Here is a 19,129-nt window from a genome sequence, read left to right as displayed (position 1 = left end):
GTTTATGCGCTGACCGTAAACTGGGCCACTATGACTACCGAATCCCGCATTGCAGAGCTCGAGGCAGCTCGCCGCGCCTCGTTGCGCAACACCGATCGAGATCCGAATCCGACGACCACACTTCCCGACGACGGTCTGGATAACCGCCAGCGCATGCTGAACAGTCAGTGGTATATCGCCGATCATCCGGAATCGCAGGCTCTGAACGCGCGAATTGGCCAGGTGGCCGCGGAATTTGACGTCGCATTCCGGGAAGACCAGCAGGCAGCACAGCAAGTGCTAGCACCGGCACTGGGGTCTTTCGGAGAGGACAGCACCGTCCGCCCGCCGATCTACCTGGACTACGGCGATAACATCCACATCGGCGACAACGTTTTCATCAACTTTGGGCTCACCGCACTTGACGTGGTGAAGGTGACAATCTGCGACTACGCGCAGCTCGGGCCCAATGTGCAGCTGCTTCCACCAGTACACCCACTGGGAGCTGAGGCCCGCGCCGCTTATCTAGAGTCCGGTGATGAAATCATCATCGGGCGCAATGCTTGGATCGGTGGTGGAGCCATCATCCTGGGCGGTGTTTATGTCGGCGACGATTCCGTGGTCGCCGCGGGTGCGGTGGTGACTAAGGACGTTCCCGCGGGCGTAGTCGTGGCTGGAAATCCGGCGAAAATCATCCGCATCATCGAGGCGTGAATTAGAACAGCGTCTGCGGGTGCACATTCGCAGCCAGCGCGGCAGCGAGAATGATGCGCGCCTGCGGTGCATGCACGCAACCAGCGCTAATCACACCGTGCCGAGCCAGCGTCGCACCGCCACCGGCACCACCGTAGGCGGCGTGGACATCACCACGCGGGACGCGCGTTGCCATCACGACGGTCACATCAGCGGCAATGGCCCGGTCAATGGCGGCGGCAAACTCATCGGAGACATTGCCCGATCCCAGGCCTTCTACGACAATGCCGCGTGCACCGGCGGCGACGGCCGAATTCAGCTGTGATCCATCTGCACCTAAGTAGGCAGGGATAATCTCTACCTTCGAGCCCGCCAAGGCGGTCAGAGGCAGCGGATCTGGACGAACCGGCTCCTCCGGGGCATTAGTGGCAAAAGCTAAAGGATCGGTCGTGTGCCACTTTGTCGCACCTCGCACCGGCAAGACTGCGTGGCCAAAGACAATAAGAACGCCAATTCCCTGCGCAGAGGCATCGGAAGCAATGGTCACGGCCTCAAAGAGGTTCCCCGGTCCGTCGGTTTCGGGATGATCATAGGGAAGCTGTGCACCAGTAAAGACAACCGGACGCGAGTCAGCATGGAAAATATCGGCAGCCATGGCCGTTTCTTCCATCGTGTCCGTGCCATGAGTTACGACGACACCGTCCACGGAGTCGTCGTCAAGCACTTCGTGAATAGCGGCGAGAATACGGTCAACATCGGTGAACGCGAGATTCGACGAGTCCAGCATCCCGAGCTCACGAACCTCCAGCTCTAACATGCCCTCTGGATAACGCTGCGCGACCGCCGCAACGAGCTCCGCGCCCGAGATGGTCGGGGTTAGCGCACCGCTGCGATCCGTGGTGCAGGCGATGGTGCCGCCGGTGGTGATGACAACGATTCGGCGAGGGGAGGCCGGGATAGACGAGGCCGAGCTAGCCGGGGAATGATCCTGAGTCGACATGTCCACCATCTTACCCAGGCGGTGTTTTGGCCTTGTGTAGGATTATGGAAGGCGTGAAGCCAGCGAATCTTCATGCAGATTTTATTGGAGTAGTGCACATATGAAAGTCCCCTGCAACCAGCGCGTTAGCGGAATGCGTTGGCGCACAGCGCGAGGTGTGACAGTAGCGGCGATGGTCTCGGTCAGCGCACTTGGGCTCGCTGCCTGCGGTGGTGGCAATACTGCAGCGCCGACGACTGAATCGAAGACATCCAGCTCGGCGGAACCCGTCATCATGCTGCCGACGCGTGCAGAGCTTAACGACGTTCTCGCACGCCTCATCAACCCCGATCTACCTATCGAGGAAAAGGCTCTGACCATCGAGGACGGCGATACTGCCGGCGATTTCTTCGACATTGTCACCCACAGTGCCAATGAGCAGGAAATCAGCTTTGATGTCATTGACCCGGTCACGCCTGGATTTACTACTAAGCAGGCCGTAGCCGGTGTCAATATCCTCCGTCCGGAGGAAGATCCGATGCTCGTGGAGCAGGTGGACTTTATCCACCGGGATGGTCGTTGGATGCTGAGCAAGGAATGGGCCTGCAACCTGGCATCGACACTTGATCCGGAGCACAAGCCTGGGTTCTGCCTCGCGCCCGGCGAGACTCCTCCGCCGCCACCTGAGCCAGAAGAGGAAGAAACCCCGGTTGAAGAGGCTCCGGTTGAGGAGGCCCCAGCTCCGGTCGAGGAGCCAGCTCCGGCTGCGGAGCCCGAAGCGCCGGTCGAGGAAGTGCCGCCTCCGCCGCCTCCCGCGCCTGAACCACCGGCTGAAGAGGCTCCGCCTCCGCCACCGCCGCCGGCTGAGGATGCACCGCCTCCACCGCCTCCGGCTTAGGTGCCGTCGGGCCAGGCGTTACGGCCTAGTCCGGTCGGGTGCACTGGCCACACAAAAGAAAGTGTCTAGGTTTATGACAGTTCCGCCCATTTTTTGGGCAGAAAAGTGACATAAACCTAGACACTTTCTCGTCTTCTAACCTTGCGGTGGTACGAGCTAATCTTCTGGGCTACTTCCTCGAGCCGTCGCCGTCCTTAAACTCCAGCCCGCGATGCGTCTGCTGAGTGATGCGCACATCGGAGTTGCCGTCGCCGTAGGTCACGGAGGTAACAAAATCGATGTTGCCCTTCACCGGAAGGGGCTTGGTCAGGTCGATGGTGACGCGGTCGGCAAGCATGTCAGTCGTGGCCTCGACAACCTTCAGTGCACCCTCGCCGCCAGTGTCCAACTCCGTAACGGTCGGCACCTGCTTGACATCGACCTTCAAATTAACAATGTCTCCCGCACGGCTGAGCAGGGTATAGGTCACCTTCTGCGTCATCTTGGTCTGGCCTTCGACCTCGCTTTCGACCGTCCAGGTCGCATCCTTTCCGATGTCCTCGGAGGGGAAGACGATAGGTACGGAATGCAGCTGCTGCAGCGCCATCTCCACACCAGCGCGAGCGGTGTCGGTGGCCTTCTCCGGCGCTCCCAGCTTGAGTTCCTTGACCTCACCTGTGGCCGTTGTTGACGAATCAGAGATAAATCCCTGCGCGGTAGCGATATCCTCATTCAGCTCATCGTTGGAGCCGTGGGGTTTACCCACCTCTGACGTCACCGCACGAGTATCGTTATCACTGGTAACAGTGCTGGTCAGGGGGATTTCCAGGCGGGTGTCTGGGAAAGTCTGGTCGCTATCGGCGTTTCCGCCACGCTGTGCGAAGCCCTGTGTCACCGCCGCGGTCGACTCCTGCTCTGCACCGTCGTCCTTCCAGCGCACACTCGCCAGCTCACCGCTGCCAGCACTGGTCAATTCGATCTTGGGTTGTGCAACGTCCACGGGTTGTGTTTCCACCGAGCTTTCCGACGAGCACGCGGCCAGTGACACCACAGTAGTAGCGGCAACAACTGCGGTGCCGACCCTTGCCAGCAGGCCACGCTTGGTGTGACCAGCTCGGTCGCTGTGGCTAGGTCGACGGAACCACGAGGGGGTTGTGTCTCCTGTGCGTCGTAAAGCGGAGGAGGCCGGAACAAACTGAGATTGGAAACGTCGAGTCACACCGGTTAGCGTACCGGTTTCTTGGCGGATAGGAACCACCCGGGCGGTGTCAGTTGGCTGAATATGGGTTTGTTAGGCCATTATGGGACAGTGACTAAGAAGGAAACGAGGACATATTTCCCGCGGCGGGGGATTCTCGCCGCGGTTATTGTGTCAGTTGCGATTATTGATCAGCTGACCAAGATTATCGCTTTGAAGACTCTCGATGGCCGTCCTGCGGTGCAGGTGCTTGGCGATCTCTTCGAGTTGCGGCTCGTTTTTAACCCCGGTGCAGCCTTCTCCTTTGGCACGAACGCCACCTGGGTTTTTACCACGTTGCAGCTGGTTTACATCCTGGCTGTGATGTGCTGTTCCCATTGGCTGCGCAGTCCTATATCGGCGACTGCGGCGGGGCTTATTGCTGGTGGCGCGCTGGGCAACCTCATCGATAGGCTATTTCGGGAGCCCGGTTTCTATGTCGGCCACGTTGTCGATTTCCTGTCGGTGAAGGGTTTTGCCGTATTTAATATCGCGGACTCCGCGATTACTGTGGGCGTTATTATCCTCGTTATCTGGATGGTTTTTTCCAAGGAGCCGGATCTCTTCGCTGATCAGATTGCAGCGGAGAAGAAATCTGCTCAGAAGAATCAGAAGCAGTTGGCGGAGGGAGGACAGCAGTGAACGACAATGCACTAAATAGCGGTGCAGCACTCGGGGGAGCGCACCAGCCCGACCGAGAAACCCGGCAGATGCCCGTTCCACCGGGCTTAGCCGGAATGCGGGTAGATGCCGGTGTGGCTAAGTTGCTGGGGCTCTCGCGCACAGCGGTGGCTGATTTGGCAGCGGCTGGGGACATCACGGTTGATGGTGTGAGCGTTGGCAAGTCTGACCGCTTGGAAGAAAACGCTTTCCTCTCCGTGTTGTTACCGCCGGTGGAAAAGCCATTGGTTCCCAAAGAGGAACTCGTCGAGGGCATGGACGTGCTCTACCACGACTCCGATTTGGTAGCTGTTCACAAGCCTGTTGGCGTGGCTGCGCATCCGTCGGTCGGTTGGGAAGGTCCAACGGTTATCGGCGGGCTGGCGGCTGCTGGTTTCCGCATTTCTACCTCCGGTCCGCCCGAGCGAAAAGGTATCGTGCATCGCTTGGATGTTGGCACCTCTGGCGTGATGGTTGTCGCCTGCTCAGAGCGGGGCTACTCCGTGCTCAAGCGGGCGTTCAAAAACCGTGAGGTGTCGAAGACCTATCACGCTCTGGTTCAGGGGCATCCGGATCCGCTGTCGGGGACAATTGATGCTCCGATTGGCCGTCATCCTTCGGCGGGGTGGCGCTTTGCCGTCCGTCAGGATGGCAAAAATGCTGTGACGCACTACGAAACGCTTGAGGCCTTCGCCCCAGCAACGCTGTTGAAGGTGAATCTAGAAACTGGGCGCACGCACCAGATTCGTGTGCACTTCTCTGCGCTGAATCACCCATGTTGTGGCGATCCCATGTACGGTTCCGATCCGGCATTGGCCCAGCGGCTTGGGCTCAACCGCCAGTGGCTTCATGCTGTTTCGCTTGGTTTCCACCATCCGGCAGATGGTCGCTGGATGGAAATCGAATGTCCATACCCAGATGATTTGAACCACGCATTGGAAGTTTTGAGGCAGGGCGCATGACGCAGACTCCATTGGGATCCAAGAATCGAGCGCGCCCCGAAACTCGTGCGAAAAGCACCGGTGACGGCAGTATTTCGCCAGTGATGGCACTAATCTCAGGTTTCTGTGTTGTCGTATTGGTGATTGTTTTAGCAGTCGCTTCGACATCCGATCGCGTGAGCAAGCCGCAGAATATCAACGGCGATGCGCTCGGTCCAGACCCGTGGGAAGCAACCGAGCAGTACGTAGAGCGTGCCGACGAGTCCCTCGAGAATATGAAGAAGGAAGACTACCAGCTAAAGAACGGCCAGCCAGTCGTGGAGGACCCGAAGTTCTGGGCGATGGTGACTTTTGACCGGCTGCTCGATGCGCAAGAAGCGGCACAGGTCTATGAAAAAGAGCCCTCTCTGCGAGTATCGACTGCAATCATCGGTGGCGTGAGTACCCGGTATTTGCCGCAGCCGAGCAAAACGGCGAGTGAAGAAAAGCTGCTGCAAGATCAACTGGAGTTAGCGGCTGCCTACGCAGACGTCGCGATTGACGACGAACGGCTCGGCTTCAACGGTTTACTGGTCTATGGAGACGCTGAGGCGTTGATGAATGTCAAGAAACTGCCTGCTGTTAAAGCAGTCGAGGCGCTGCCATCAGATGCGGCACGCGGCCGTTTTGGTATCCGACCGGTGCTGAGTTCCGGTTTCACGGATAAAGATCCGCTTTTTGCGCCGGGGCTGAGCCAGAACTAATAGAAGCCAGAACTAAGTGCCCAAATCCAAAAGACTAGGGTGAAGCGGCTAGAACTCTGCCGTCAGTACGCCGCCAGTACGCAGTCAGTTTCAACGAGAACGAAAAGGAGTCAGTCAACAGTGATTCAGGCATTCGGTGCGTACCTTTTGTGGGCGCTGTTTCCGCTCTACTTTCCGCTGCTGGAGCCGGCGGGGGCCGTGGAGATTTTGGCGCATCGATTCGTCTGGACGCTTGTCTTTATGGCCATTGCCCTCAGCTTCATGCGCGCATGGCCAGAGCTGAAGGCCGCGAGCGCCAAGACGTGGGGCACTATTTTTATTGCCGCACTGTTGATCTCCGTCAACTGGGGCGTGTACGTCTACCTGGTCAACAATGGGCAGGTGGCGGAGGCCGCACTCGGCTACTTCATTAACCCGCTGGTCAGCGTTTTGTTGGCGATGATTTTCTTCCGTGAAAGCATCTCGCGGTTGCAGCTCGGCAGTGTCATCTTGGCAACCATTGCGGTCATTGTTCTCACTATCGGTGTGGGACATCCGCCGTTGGGTGCGCTGGCGCTGGCGTTCAGTTTCGGTTTTTACGGACTAATGAAGAAGCGGGTATCGCTTTCCTCGGCAGCGTCGCTGACGGCCGAGTCCGCTGTAATCACACCGATCGCGCTGGCCTACATCTTCTGGTTGAGCTCCAACGGGCAGAGCACCTTTACCTCCGAAGGAACCGGCCACACGCTGCTCATGATGAGCGCCGGTGTTGCTACCGCCATTCCGTTGCTGCTCTTCGGCGAAGGTGCCAAGCGCCTGCCACTAGCCACCTTGGGCCTGATGCAGTACATCACGCCGGTTCTCCAGATCACTTTGGCAGTCACCGTGCTCGGCGAGGAGCTCGAGCCGGAGCGCTGGATTGGCTTCTTCATCATCTGGGGTGCCGTCGCGCTGTTCATCTGCGACCTCATCCTGAAGATGCGCCGTCAGCGTCGGGTACGCCGGGAACTCCGCAAGGCTGGCATTGAACCGGCCACGGTTCCCGACGATGCCGCCGACCAGACGGATGGGGCGGTTACCCGGGACGTCGTAAAGCCTGGAGATAACTAGCAGAAAAGGTCGCGTAGGTGCTCGTTGAGGAAGATTCCCTGCGGGTCGACCTTTTCGCGTAACGCCTGGACCTCGCCGAACAGCGGGTAGCGCTGCGAAAAATCCTCCGCGCGGAGCGTGTGCAATTTGCCCCAGTGCGGGCGACCTTCGTGGGCCTTGAAAATCGGCTCAATGAGGTTGAAGTACTCTCGGTAGTTTTCCTTCCAGTAGCGGTGGATGGCGATGTAGGCACTGTCGCGGCCGTACGCAGTTGACAGGGCCACATCATCGGCTTTTGCGGAGCGCACCTCGATGGGGAAGGAGATTTTCATCCTCTTGCGGGCAATCGCGTCGCGGATTTCTCCGAGGACATCGGAAGCGGCCTCGAGCGGGACGGAGTACTCCATCTCGGAGAAACGAACGCGGCGCGGCGAGACAAAGACCTTGTGCGCCTCGTTGGAGTAGCGGCGCTCGGGCACTGTGTTGGTGGCAATCCGGTTGATGGTATCGGTCGTAGCGGGAATGGCTTTGGCAATCTCGCAGCACGCCAAGAGTCCCATGTTGTTGACGACTTCGTCGTTAAGATACGTGCGCGCGCTGCCCAGGCGCTGCTTCAGGCTATTGCGGCTCGGGCGGCGGTGGCGCTGCGGTTCGATGCGAGTATTGTGCTTGACCAGCGTCTCGCGCTGTCCCGGGAACCAGAAAAACTCCAGGTGGTCAGCTTCTTTGCAACGCTCGGCGAAGCTCTTGCGCAGGGAATCAAACTCTTCGCGGTGTTCGTCGGCGTGCAGATCAAACGCCGGTACGACGGACATCGTGACCTCCGTAAGCACGCCGAAGACACCCAGCCCCAGCCGTCCGAGGCGGTAGAGCTCGCCGTCGATTCCCTCAGCGTCCGGATGGCAGTGCCTGACGACGCCATCCGCGGTGACAATCTTGAATCCCTTAACGGTGCCTGCGAAGCCGGTGAACCCAAGCCCGGTGCCGTGCGTGCCAGTAGAGATAGCGCCGGCCAGCGACTGCGGATCGACATCGCCCTGGTTGGGAAGGGCCCAACCGAGTGGGCGCAGAATACCTGGAGTATCGCGCAGACGAGTGCCGGCACGCAGGGTGGCGGTCTGGTTGGCGGCGTCGAGTTCGACCAGACCAGAGCAGCGGTCGAGTTGAACGCGGTGCCCATCGGTGGTGGCCACGGAAGTAAAAGAATGACCGGCCCCCAGCGGGCGCACCGTAGTTCCTTCGGTCTTCGCTGCCTTAATTACCGAGATGACGCCCTCGTCATCGTGCGGCTGATGCATATAGGACGGGGTGCACGATTGCGTGTGAGCCCAATTGTTCCAATGAGACTTGGCAGCAGCTTTCGCCTGCGCACGCCGACGTACGCGTGGTACGCGGGACTCAACTGTAGAGACTGTGAAGCGGGCGTTGTTGCGTGAATTGCTCATGTGAAGATCAATCCCTTTCCTCGGTACGTGGGCCAGTGGGCGATGATGGCGCCATCTCGAACTGCAATGGCTTCTTGTGTGTGTTCGGCTATTTCGCCGGCCTTGGCGTGGCGGAACCACACGGGATCTCCCAGCGAAATTGCATCGGCGGTCTTGCCGAGCAACGGAGTCTGCACCTCACCGGGGCCTTCCTCTGCCGCGTAGCGCAGGCCAGTGGGGTACCAGGGGGTTGGCAACCGATCATCTCCCGCCGGCCCAGAGGCAATTCGGCCACCGCCGGACACCGTGATCACGCCTTTCTTAGGGCGTCGCGTCGCCGGCAACACAAACCAGGACGCCGGGCGCAGATTGAATGCGCGATAGTTATCGAACAGTGTTGGTGCCAGGAATCCCGACCCCGCCGCTGCCTCGGTTACTGCGGCTTCGGCGCACGTCGACTCCAACGACCCCGTACCACCGCCGTTGACAAACTCCAGGGGTCCCGCCACTTTCTCGACTGCAGCGACAACCTTCGCGCGGCGCTTTGCCAACTCCTTCTTTGAGACGGCCTGCATCATTCGAATTGCTCGTGCACGCAGGGAGTTTCCGGCATCGCCCACTCCGGCAATGTGCCCCTCATACATCATGATTCCCGCCAGCTGTAGCTCCGGACGGGCAATGATCTGCTTGGCAAACGCCGCTGCCTGCTTCGGCGAGAACAAGCTGGAGCGCAGTGTACCGATATGCACGCCGGGCAGAGGGCGAAAGGACGCATCGACGTCCATGCACACGCGGATTGGCGCATTTTCGCTTGCCGACGGCGCCAGCACCTCCAGATGTTCGGGACGGTCAACCATTACGCAGATGGCGGCGCGCGCTGCATCATCGTCGGCAAGCTCTGAGATAGCGCGGGCGTCAAGTGTTGGGTAGGCGACGACGATGTCGTCGCTAATTCCTTCTCGGAATAGGTACAGCGCCTCTGCCAGCGAATATGCCAGCACGCCCTGGAAACCGGGGAAGGCCAGGACGTGCGAAATAAGCTGTGGAATGCGAATCGATTTCGAGGCCACGCGGATAGGCATACCGTTTGCGCGGCGGAGCATATCGCGGGCATTGGCTTCGACCGCCGCGAGGTCGACGACGACTGCAGGAAAGGAAGTGCAGTTAAGCAGCGTGTCGGTAGCTAGCGGCGGGCGGGCTGTCTGGGGCATCTGCGGCGGCAGCGCCTCAGGCAGGTGAGACATCGATGTCGGAGCCGGGCGGGATGTGCCCGAGGACTCCGGGGCAGAAGCTCGAGAAAGTTTCATGCCCTAAAACGTAATCATTGGAAACCTGTACTGTCTTTGATTTTGAAAAGAAAGTCAGAATTTCCCAGGCCTGTGCTTTTTAGACCAGCCAGCTGTAGCGGGCTGCATCCATGTTGGAGGTGATGACATCGCCATCGATGAGGTAGCCGGCGGCGACGGGGCGGCGGTCGATGGTGGCAAGAACCTCGTCAAGCTCGGGCTTGGGGAAGTAGGTGAAGTGGCCATCGGAAAGTGGTGCGAACACTGTGTTGCTCCTTCGATTCTTGGCTTTGGATTAACGGGAAAGGCTAACGGACGAGAGGAAATATGAGGACGTCCTCAAAAACCGTGATGTCGAGTATTGTCGACTGGTTTTGGAAAGTAAAGGATAGGAAGGGGTGATGTTGCACACGTCTGTAGCTATAACTGTGCAGACATAAGGGGGCTGCTTCATTTTGAGTGTTCGAAGGAATCGTGTTCAATCCGGGGGATTGTCTACAATCTGGACTCATGGCTAACTCCTCCTTCGTGCACCTCCACAATCACACCGAGTATTCCATGCTCGACGGTATGGCGAAGATTGATTTGCTTGCCGACGAGGTTGCGCGACAGGGAATGCCTGCGGTCGGTGTCACCGACCACGGCAATATGTTTGGCTCAAATGCTTTCTATCGGCAGATGAAGTCCAAGGGCGTCAAGCCGATCATCGGCATTGAGGCCTATATGGCGCCGGAGAGTCGCTTCAACAAAAAGCGCATTCAGTGGGGTGAGCCGCATCAGCGTCGAGATGACGTCTCGGGTCGCGGTTCCTACTTGCACCAGACCATGTTGGCAGCGAATGCGCAGGGTCTGCGGAACCTGTTCTACCTGTCGTCGATGGCGTCGTATGAGGGACAAATTAGTAAGTACCCGCGAATGGATGCGGAGTTGGTGGCGGAACGCGCCGAGGGCATTATCGCAACCACTGGGTGTCCGTCGGGTGATGTGCAGACGCGTCTGCGCCTGGGGCAGTTCGACGAGGCTCTGCAGGCTGCCGGTATGTGGCAGGACATCTACGGTAAGGAAAACTACTTCCTTGAACTGATGGATCACGGGCTGGATATTGAGACCCGTGTGCGCAGTGAGCTACTGGAGATTGGCCGGAAGCTGAACTTGCCGCCACTGGTTACGAATGACTGCCACTACGTTACCCGTGACCAGGCCAAGGCTCACGAGGCCATGCTCTGTGTGCAGACGGGCAAGACGCTCAATGACCCGGACCGGTTTAAGTTCGACGGTGATGGCTACTTTATTAAGTCCGCCGAAGAAATGCGCGCGACCTGGGATCATCTAGTTCCGGGTGCCTGCGATAACACGCTGCTCATCGCGGAACGCGTCGAGGACTACGACGAGCTGTGGGAAGAGCACCCGCACGACCGCATGCCGAAGGCGGACGTTCCGGAAGGGGAAACGCCGACGACATGGCTGCACCACAACGTGATGGAGGGGCTGCGCAAGCGCTTTGAGGGCCGCGAGGTACCGGAGGAGTACATCCGGCGCGCGGAGTACGAAATTGAGGTTATTGACGGTAAGGGCTACCCGTCGTACTTCCTTATCGTCGCGGAGCTGATTCGGCATGCCCGTGAGGTAGGAATCAAGGTTGGTCCGGGGCGTGGTTCCGCTGCCGGTTCTCTGGTTGCATACGCGACGTGGATCACCAATATCGACCCGATTGAGCACGGCCTTCTCTTCGAGCGATTCCTGAACCCAGAGCGTCCGTCCGCGCCGGATATCGATATCGACTTCGATGACCGCCGCCGCGATGAAATGATTCGCTACGCGGCCGATCGCTGGGGCGAAGACAAGGTAGCGCAGGTGGTCACCTTCGGTACGGTGAAGACCAAGCAGGCTCTGAAGGACTCGGCGCGTGTGCAGTTCGGTCAGCCGGGTTACCAGATTGCAGACCGCATTACTAAGGCGCTGCCACCTGCGATTATGGCTAAGGACATTCCGCTGAGCGGTATTGTCGACCCGGAGCACCCACGCTACGGCGAGGCCGCCGAGGTCCGACAGCTTATTGAAACCGATCCGGATGTGGCTCGAATTTACGAGACGGCTCGTGGTCTCGAAGGCGTCGTTAGGCAGACCGGCGTGCACGCCTGTGCCGTGGTGATGGCGTCGGTGCCACTTTTGGATCACATCCCCATGTGGAAGCGACAGGCTGACGGCGCGATCATCACTGGCTGGGACTATCCGGCGTGTGAGGCTATCGGTCTGTTGAAGATGGACTTCCTAGGTCTTCGAAACCTGACGGTTATCGGTGACTGTATTGAGCACATCAAGTCCAACCGAGGCGAGACAGTTCTGCTCGATGACCTTCAGACCGATGATCCGAAGGTCTATGAGCTGCTGTCGCGCGGCGACACCCTCGGTGTGTTCCAGCTCGATGGTGGCGGCATGCGTGAGCTGCTCAAGCGCATGCAGCCAACGGGCTTTGACGACATCGTGGCTTCGCTGGCGCTGTACCGTCCGGGACCGATGGGTGTGAACGCGCACTTTGACTACGCGGATATTAAGAATGGTCGCAAGCCTTATAACGCCATCCACGCGGAACTGGATGAGCAGCTGAAGGAAATCCTGGAAGAAACACACGGCCTGATCGTGTACCAGGAGCAGATCATGAAAATCTCGCAAAAGCTGGCGAATTACACCGCGGGCCAAGCAGATGGTTTCCGTAAGGCCATGGGTAAGAAGAAGCCCGAGGTGCTGGCCAAGGAGTTCGTGAACTTCGAAGGCGGCATGTTGGAAAATGGTTTTTCCAAGGATGCTGTCCAGAAGCTGTGGGATATTATTCTGCCCTTCGCCTCGTACGCGTTTAACAAGTCTCACGCGGCGGGCTACGGCCTGGTGTCCTATTGGACCGCGTACTTGAAGGCCAACTACACCGCTGAGTACATGGCGGCGCTGTTGACCTCGGTGGCGGATGATAAGAACAAGCTGGCTATTTATCTGTCGGACTGTCGCCACCTTGGCATTAAGGTGCTGCCGCCGGATGTCAATGAGTCGGGTATGGATTTCGAGCCGGTCGGTGAAGATATTCGCTTCGGCCTCGGCGCTATCCGCAACGTTGGCCATGATGTGGTCGCGTCGATTGTGAAGACGCGCGAGGAGAAGGGCAAGTTCACGTCCTTCTCGGACTACCTGGACAAGATTGAAACGCTGCCATGTAACAAGCGCATCACCGAGTCGCTGATTAAGGCTGGCGCTTTCGACTCGCTTGGGCACCCACGAAAGGGCCTTGCGCTCATTCACGAAGAAGCCATTGACTCGGTGCTGTCGACCAAGAAGGCTGCAGACAAGGGACAGTTCGACCTGTTTGCTGGCTTTGGTGGCGAAGAGGACACCGGTTCGGAGAGCATCTTTGAAATCCGTGTGCCGGATGAAAAGTGGGATCGCAAGCACGAGCTGACCCTGGAACGAGAAATGCTGGGCCTCTATGTCTCCGGTCATCCACTCGATGGGTTCGAAGAATCGCTGGCCGCACAGACCGATACCGCTTTGACCACGGTCGTCGGTGGGGAGGTCGCTAACAACACCGAAATCACTATTGGTGGCATTGTCTCCAGCGTTGACCGCCGCGTGAATAAGAACGGTCAGCCCTGGGCGATTATCGGTATTGAGGACCACAACGGCGCGCGCGTGGAAGTCATGGCTTTTGCTCGTACATACGCGATGATTGCCACCAGCATTGCTGAAGACGCCATCGTGCTTATTCGTGCTCGTGTTCAGTACCGCGATGACCGCATGAGTGTGGTCTGTGATGACCTGAAGCTGCCGGATCTCGGCCGCAATGGCTCCACGTCGGCGCCGCTGCGTCTGACCATGCGCACTGATCAGTGCACACCGGAGATGATTGCCAAGCTGAAGTCAGTCCTGTTGGACAATCCCGGCGACTCGGACGTCTACCTCAAGCTTGTCGACGGTGATTCCCACACCACTTTGGTTCTCGGCGAGCACTTGCGGGTCGACCGGGACGCCAGCTTGATTGGTGATCTGAAGGCGACGATTGGGGCCAGCATTTTGGGGTAGCTCATCGCGGCCCTGATTGTCGCAACCGATTGTATGACCGAGTAGAGTCATAGCTCATGAGTGAGAATTCTGTGCCTGCTTCCCAGACCGAACGCCGACTTGTCCACGCGGCCGATATTCAGATTGCGCAGGCACGAATTTCTTCGGTTATTGCGGCCACTCCGCTGCAGTTCAGCCCACGTCTTTCCGAAATCACCGGCGCTAAGGTATTCCTCAAGCGGGAAGACCTCCAGGACGTGCGCTCGTACAAGATTCGCGGTGCCTACAACGCCATGGTTCAGGTCACCGACGAAGAGCGGGCAGCAGGCGTCGTTGCGGCATCTGCAGGAAACCACGCTCAAGGCGTGGCATATGCCTGCCGTCAGCTGGGTATTAAGGGGCGCATCTATGTGCCCAATGCCACGCCGAAGCAGAAGCGCGACCGTATCGCTTACCACGGCCGCGATGCCGTTGAAATTGTCGTTGTCGGAGACTCCTTCGATGAGGCCGCCGCTGCTGCTCGTGCCGACGCACAGCGCACTGGTGCCACCATGGTGGAGCCATTCGACTCTTTCAACACCATCGTCGGACAAGGCACTGTCGCAGCTGAAATCATTGCGCAGCTCTCCGGTCAGGGGTTGACTCTGGATACCATCTGCGTACCGGTCGGCGGCGGTGGCCTGCTCAGCGGTGTCACCTCTTACCTGTCGGATATGTCGCCGAACACCCAGGTCATGGGCGTGGAACCTGCGGGCGCGGCCTGCATGCGCGCAGCCCTGGAGAACAACGGCCCGATTACGTTGGGGCACACCGATCCGTTCGTCGACGGCGCCGCGGTGGCCCGCTTTGGTGACCTACCCTGGCACATCCTGGAGGCCAACCGCAACCGCGTTCATCCGATGATTGCGCCGGAAGGTGCCGTCTGTGAGGCCCAGTTGGATCTCTACCAGAACGAAGGGATTATCGCGGAGCCCGCCGGTGCGCTGTCTGTGGCAGCTCTGGAGCAGATGCAGTTTGAGCCGGACGAGGTTGTTGTCTGCATCATCTCGGGTGGCAACAACGACGTGCTGCGCTATGCCGAGATCATGGAGCGCTCGCTGGTCTACCGCGGCCTCAAGCACTACTTCCTGGTGAACTTCCCGCAGAAGCCCGGCCAGCTGCGTATGTTCCTCAGCGATGTTCTCGGACCGGATGACGACATCTCGCAGTTCGAGTATCTCAAGCGCAACAACCGCGAAACTGGTGCGGCCCTCGTCGGTATTGAGCTACGTCATGCCTCTGACCTCGATGAATTGCTCGCACGCATGGATGCCTCGCCGCTGAAGTGTCGCCGACTAGTGCCCGGCACACCAGAGTATGACTTTTTGACCTAGACTTGCTGGGTCCAGCTGGGAAACTTCCGAGGGAGTCCTCCCAGGTCCATTAATTAAATGAATCTTTTCGAGCAAGCTTTGTAGCGAAAGGGAGCGTCCACCCACAATGACTGGGGCAAGCAGTGTCGACCAGGGTGTCCGAGTGGAAAATACCGTGATTGTCGAAATGTGGCTGGCTGCCGCAGAGCAGGATCTGGCCACCCGGATTCCAGGGCTGCTGGAATCTGCCACACAGGCCAAAGTTGAGCCATTGTTTGTCTGGTCAGGGCTGTCGATGGACGAGGTTGAGCGTATCGACCGCTTCTTGGGAACGCTCCTGGCCCATCATCTGGCTGGTGGTACCGCTGCCGATATTGATGCTGCGAAGAGCGTCGTTGACAATCACCCGCTGGTCACCCTTGCCTCGCTGGTAGGGCGCGCCGCGCGTGTTGCGTCGGCAAGCGAAATGTGGCTGGACTGGCCGGCGGCTCTGCAGCTGGATCCAGACGCTGACACTACCGGCGCGCTCATCTCGCACCTCGCCGCCGCTGTGCCGACGATGCTGACAAATGCCGGTTTGCCTAACGACGTCGACAGCGACCAGGCCGATTCGGATGAGCTGCAGCAAGCGGCACAGGTGCTTCTGCTGCACGCGGGTGTGCAGCTATCGGTGATGCCACTGATTATCGAGCGCTGCGAGGAACTTGCCGGGGTAGCGGAGCTGACCAATCCTTCGGCCAATGACCTGGTACAGGCGTTGTCGAAGGTACATCCGCTGCTCGAAGGGCTGCTGACCGAAATAGCAGAGGCCGAAGATGGTGTCTATCCGCTGGCGCTGCGTCAGTTGGCCAGGACGGCACCTCGTCAGGCGCACAAGTTGTTTAAGGCAACCCTCGGCTACGCCATTGCCACCGCCGCTGATCCGGCCAACTGGGAGGCTCGGGAAGAACTCGGTCAGCTCGATGCGGGCCTTCCGCCCATGCTGGTGGCCGCTGCACGTGAAGAGCTGCGTATGCGCCCGGCGGGTACTGCGAATCGTCGTGAAGCCGTGGGCGTGGTGGCAACGACCGGACGCCCGCAGCTGTACTTCGATGAGCTGACGCAGACCGTTGGCGTACAGCTACCGACGCCGCTGGATCCGGCGGGGCGGACCTGGCGTGTCACCTTCGGCGGCACGGTAGCAACGACCCCGGTGGTGGGCCTGCAGGATTCGCTGCCGCGTCCAGTGGTGACCATCGATGAGCCGGTGCGCGATGTGCTGGTGGAAATCGGCGATGAGAAGCACTGGCGAGTTCCGGCGATTAGCACTGAGGACCCGATTCTCATTTTCGGTGCCGACGGTCAGTCGGTCACAGACAAGGTCTCGCTACACTCGACGTCCGCTACGGTGGTCTACCCGGTTGATGCCACACTCGTTGACCCCGTCACGGGTGCTGAGGTGCCATTGCTATCGGACCCGCGCCCATTTAACTGGAAGCTGTGGCAAGTCGCTGAGATCGATCTTCGCGATGTTCATGCAGTTCAGGTTCGTCGGTCCGGGGCGGCGGGCGAGGTTCGGTCAGCGTCACCGCAGCGTCAACCGCGAATGACCATGCCCCACGCGCGTCTCGACGGCACCGTGTCTGCCTACGGCACCCCGGTTTACGCCGGTGGTCCGGTCGCTGTGTTCCCGCCGACGCTGTCCGGTAAGGACGAGTCCTGGCGCGCCATCGTCACCGATTTTGGCGGCTATGGTGCGTTTACCACGGATTCCGTCATGGTCTATGACCTTGACGTACCCGCCGCGGGTGGCGAGGTTGAGATCCTTACCGATGACGATTATCCGTGGGTCGGCGAGTTCGTGGTTCGCCTGGTCAATCCGCGTGGCCGCAGCTTCCAGAAGCACTTCGCCATTGCGGAGCAGGCAGACCTTACGATCACTTACAGCGGTGGTGGTGACGGCTTCCGCATCCCAACCGTCGACGGTCTGAGCCCCGCTGACATCCGCGTTGTCTCCGGCGAAAAGCCGCTTAATGCCGAGCCCGCTATCGTGCGCCTCGGGGCGGACGAAGTCACCGGTGCCGTCGAGCTTTCCACCGACGAGGGCGCATGGCTGCAGTTGCAGGTCACGCCAGGCACGCTGCAGTTTGAGGTTCCGCTTGCCGACGAATCCGTCGCCCGCCGCACCACTACATTGGTCACTCGTCCCAAGCGTGTCGATGCCTTCGGCAAGATTGTCGTCAATGCTCCGGGTGAGTTGCGCCATGCGCATGTTGCAGTTTCCAGCGGTGAGCGCGACATCTGCCGCGTCCCCATCAAGCGATTCGGCGATACTGGCTACGCGGAGTTCGGCAAGTTCGCTGACCGTATCTCCCTGCTGAAGGCTCTGCGCATCAGTTTGGACTGGACACGTGTGACGGGACGTAAGCGCCTGTCTGTACCGCTGGTGGAGGCTTCCTCCCGCAATGCCATCCGCCAGATTGCCTTCAATGATGAAGCCACTGACATCATCGAGGTTGATGTCGCGGACGATGTTTCGCACTTGCCGATGACTCTGTGGCTCTGGGCTGCCGGTCAGCCGTGGCGTGAACCCGTCGCTCTGGAAGTCGTGGAGGCTGAATGCGAGCTTCCCGACGAGCTCCGCGGCCTTGGCCCATTTGTCGCGCAGGTGACTCTCGGTGTGGAGAAGGAACGCCACCCGCAGTGGCCGGCGGCCGGGTCGACCATTCTGCATCACGTCGATGATGCCGAGGCTGTTGACCTCGATGGCGAGGACACCGATCCCGTTGCTCGCGCGCAGGAACTGTGGGGCGAGCTAAATCAGGATCAGCTCGCACGTTTGTGGACGCTGCTGGCGACCTTGCGCGCTGGTCGTGCAACCGACATGGCGCAGGCGAATCCGCTGCTGGCCGCACCTAGGTTGGGTGCAATCCTGTGTGCTGAACCCCGCGCAGGTCTGGCTGCGTTGAACCGTTCAGTCATTGCGCTCGACGATCAGCCGGGTATGTTTATCGCCTCCGGACTCGTGCTGGGAGACTTCAGTGCCACCAAGCCGGTGCCGGGGCGTCGCCGTGTGCCGTGGCTCGGTGCATTGGCAGCATTGGCGGATCTCACTGATGAGAGCGTGGACCGTTCTCGTCAGCTGGATTACCTGCGCACAACTGGTGGCCAGGGACTGCTGGACATTGCTGCCAGCGGCCAGGACACCACTCTGGAGTCCGCCACTATCGACCAGAGCTCGGTGCAGATTACCTCGCTGCCGGAAGCACAGGCCAGTGCTATTTTGTCGCAGGTCTTTGATCCATACCGCATGGTCCCGGGTCCGCTGACCGACGATGACGCTCGCTTCACAGCAATCTACGAAGTGGTACGCAATCGTGCTGAGATTGTGGAATCCGGTGTGATGACCCAGCTTGCCGCCGCCTCTCGGGTGTTGTTCAAGACGGTGTCGAAGGCATCACCGCGACTGCGCAAGGCGGTCAATGTGCGCTTCCACAAGCTCGACGGCATCGATGCGGATGACCCTTCGCTGCACTGGACTCTGGTGCCAGGCACTTCGCTACTTATTGCAGTGGCTGCTCGCGTATTGGCTCGTACTCAGGCTGAGAACTCTGATGCCAGTGTCGCCGCTGTCCGTGAGCTGATTCCGATGTGGGCTCAGCTGGCGGACCTGGTTCCGACTTTGGTGATGAGCGATATTCTCATCGCCGATGCGTTGGTGGCTCACGTCCTCCACGGTGATGTCACCGAGCTGCCGTGGCCAGCACCCGAGACGGGTGCTGATGTCGAAGCTGATGCTGACGCTGCGGCCGACGCTGCGGCCGACGCGGATCCTGAAGGCACGGCTGACGCGGAGGACTAGCC

Annotated in this window: 14 protein-coding genes; 9 read left to right on the top strand and 5 right to left on the bottom strand. The window is 59.5% G+C overall.

The window, feature by feature from the left end; genetic code table 11:
• Positions 1-30: 30 nt before the first annotated feature.
• A complete protein-coding gene (locus tag HMPREF2651_RS09160) occupies positions 31-693 on the top strand; it encodes a DapH/DapD/GlmU-related protein (RefSeq protein WP_080972915.1) in 663 nt (220 codons plus the stop codon).
• Between the two features lies 1 nt (position 694).
• On the opposite strand, the gene HMPREF2651_RS09155 is transcribed toward HMPREF2651_RS09160, so the two are convergent.
• Entirely contained in the window at positions 695-1,672 is a 978-nt protein-coding gene (locus HMPREF2651_RS09155; protein ID WP_065423000.1) for an asparaginase, read from the bottom strand.
• A 133-nt stretch (positions 1,673-1,805) separates the two neighbouring features.
• Between HMPREF2651_RS09155 and HMPREF2651_RS09150 the strand changes: the two genes are divergently transcribed.
• Entirely contained in the window at positions 1,806-2,549 is a 744-nt protein-coding gene (locus HMPREF2651_RS09150; protein ID WP_224786585.1) for a WKL family lipoprotein, read from the top strand.
• 169 nt (positions 2,550-2,718) lie between these two features.
• Here HMPREF2651_RS09150 and HMPREF2651_RS09145 read toward each other — a convergent pair whose 3' ends face one another.
• Complete coding sequence (locus HMPREF2651_RS09145) at positions 2,719-3,747, bottom strand: hypothetical protein (RefSeq protein WP_224786584.1); 1,029 nt, start codon at positions 3,745-3,747, stop codon at positions 2,719-2,721.
• Between the two features lie 90 nt (positions 3,748-3,837).
• Here HMPREF2651_RS09145 and lspA point away from each other — a divergent pair, with 90 nt between their 5' ends.
• The 4 genes from lspA to rarD all read left to right on the top strand — a co-directional run bounded on the left by lspA (position 3,838) and on the right by rarD (position 7,198).
• Positions 3,838-4,407, top strand: coding sequence for a signal peptidase II (lspA, locus tag HMPREF2651_RS09140; protein ID WP_038625775.1), 570 nt, complete (start codon positions 3,838-3,840; stop codon positions 4,405-4,407).
• A gap of 68 nt (positions 4,408-4,475) precedes the next feature.
• Positions 4,476-5,387, top strand: coding sequence for an RluA family pseudouridine synthase (locus HMPREF2651_RS09135; protein ID WP_038629067.1), 912 nt, complete (start codon positions 4,476-4,478; stop codon positions 5,385-5,387).
• Positions 5,384-6,109: a hypothetical protein gene (locus HMPREF2651_RS09130; RefSeq protein ID WP_038625766.1), complete on the top strand. Its 726-nt coding sequence runs from the start codon at positions 5,384-5,386 to the stop codon at positions 6,107-6,109. Before HMPREF2651_RS09135 ends, HMPREF2651_RS09130 begins: the two co-directional genes overlap by 4 nt.
• Before the next feature lie 120 nt (positions 6,110-6,229).
• A complete protein-coding gene (gene rarD, locus HMPREF2651_RS09125) occupies positions 6,230-7,198 on the top strand; it encodes an EamA family transporter RarD (protein ID WP_038625764.1) in 969 nt (322 codons plus the stop codon).
• Here rarD and HMPREF2651_RS09120 read toward each other — a convergent pair.
• From HMPREF2651_RS09120 to HMPREF2651_RS10985, 3 genes are all read right to left on the bottom strand, one after another.
• Positions 7,195-8,622: a D-arabinono-1,4-lactone oxidase gene (locus HMPREF2651_RS09120; RefSeq protein WP_038625763.1), complete on the bottom strand. Its 1,428-nt coding sequence runs from the start codon at positions 8,620-8,622 to the stop codon at positions 7,195-7,197. The genes rarD and HMPREF2651_RS09120 overlap by 4 nt on opposite strands.
• A complete protein-coding gene (locus HMPREF2651_RS09115) occupies positions 8,619-9,908 on the bottom strand; it encodes an alanine racemase (RefSeq protein WP_038625762.1) in 1,290 nt (429 codons plus the stop codon). Before HMPREF2651_RS09115 ends, HMPREF2651_RS09120 begins: the two co-directional genes overlap by 4 nt.
• A gap of 79 nt (positions 9,909-9,987) precedes the next feature.
• Entirely contained in the window at positions 9,988-10,152 is a 165-nt protein-coding gene (locus HMPREF2651_RS10985) for a hypothetical protein (protein WP_016422979.1), read from the bottom strand.
• A gap of 245 nt (positions 10,153-10,397) precedes the next feature.
• Between HMPREF2651_RS10985 and dnaE the strand changes: the two genes are divergently transcribed.
• The 3 genes from dnaE to HMPREF2651_RS09100 all read left to right on the top strand — a co-directional run bounded on the left by dnaE (position 10,398) and on the right by HMPREF2651_RS09100 (position 19,127).
• Complete coding sequence (dnaE, locus tag HMPREF2651_RS09110; RefSeq protein WP_038625760.1) at positions 10,398-13,955, top strand: DNA polymerase III subunit alpha; 3,558 nt, start codon at positions 10,398-10,400, stop codon at positions 13,953-13,955.
• Between the two features lie 56 nt (positions 13,956-14,011).
• Entirely contained in the window at positions 14,012-15,307 is a 1,296-nt protein-coding gene (gene ilvA / locus HMPREF2651_RS09105; protein WP_038625758.1) for a threonine ammonia-lyase IlvA, read from the top strand.
• Between the two features lie 106 nt (positions 15,308-15,413).
• Positions 15,414-19,127 carry a hypothetical protein gene (locus HMPREF2651_RS09100; RefSeq protein ID WP_049182117.1) on the top strand — a complete coding sequence of 1,238 codons (3,714 nt, stop codon included), beginning with the start codon at positions 15,414-15,416 and terminating at the stop codon, positions 19,125-19,127.
• The last annotated feature ends 2 nt before the right edge of the window (positions 19,128-19,129 follow it).

Source organism: Corynebacterium sp. HMSC063A05, assembly GCF_001809695.1.
GTDB classification, from domain to species: Bacteria; Actinomycetota; Actinomycetes; order Mycobacteriales; family Mycobacteriaceae; genus Corynebacterium; species Corynebacterium amycolatum.
This window is presented reverse-complemented; position numbering and strand designations above follow the sequence as displayed.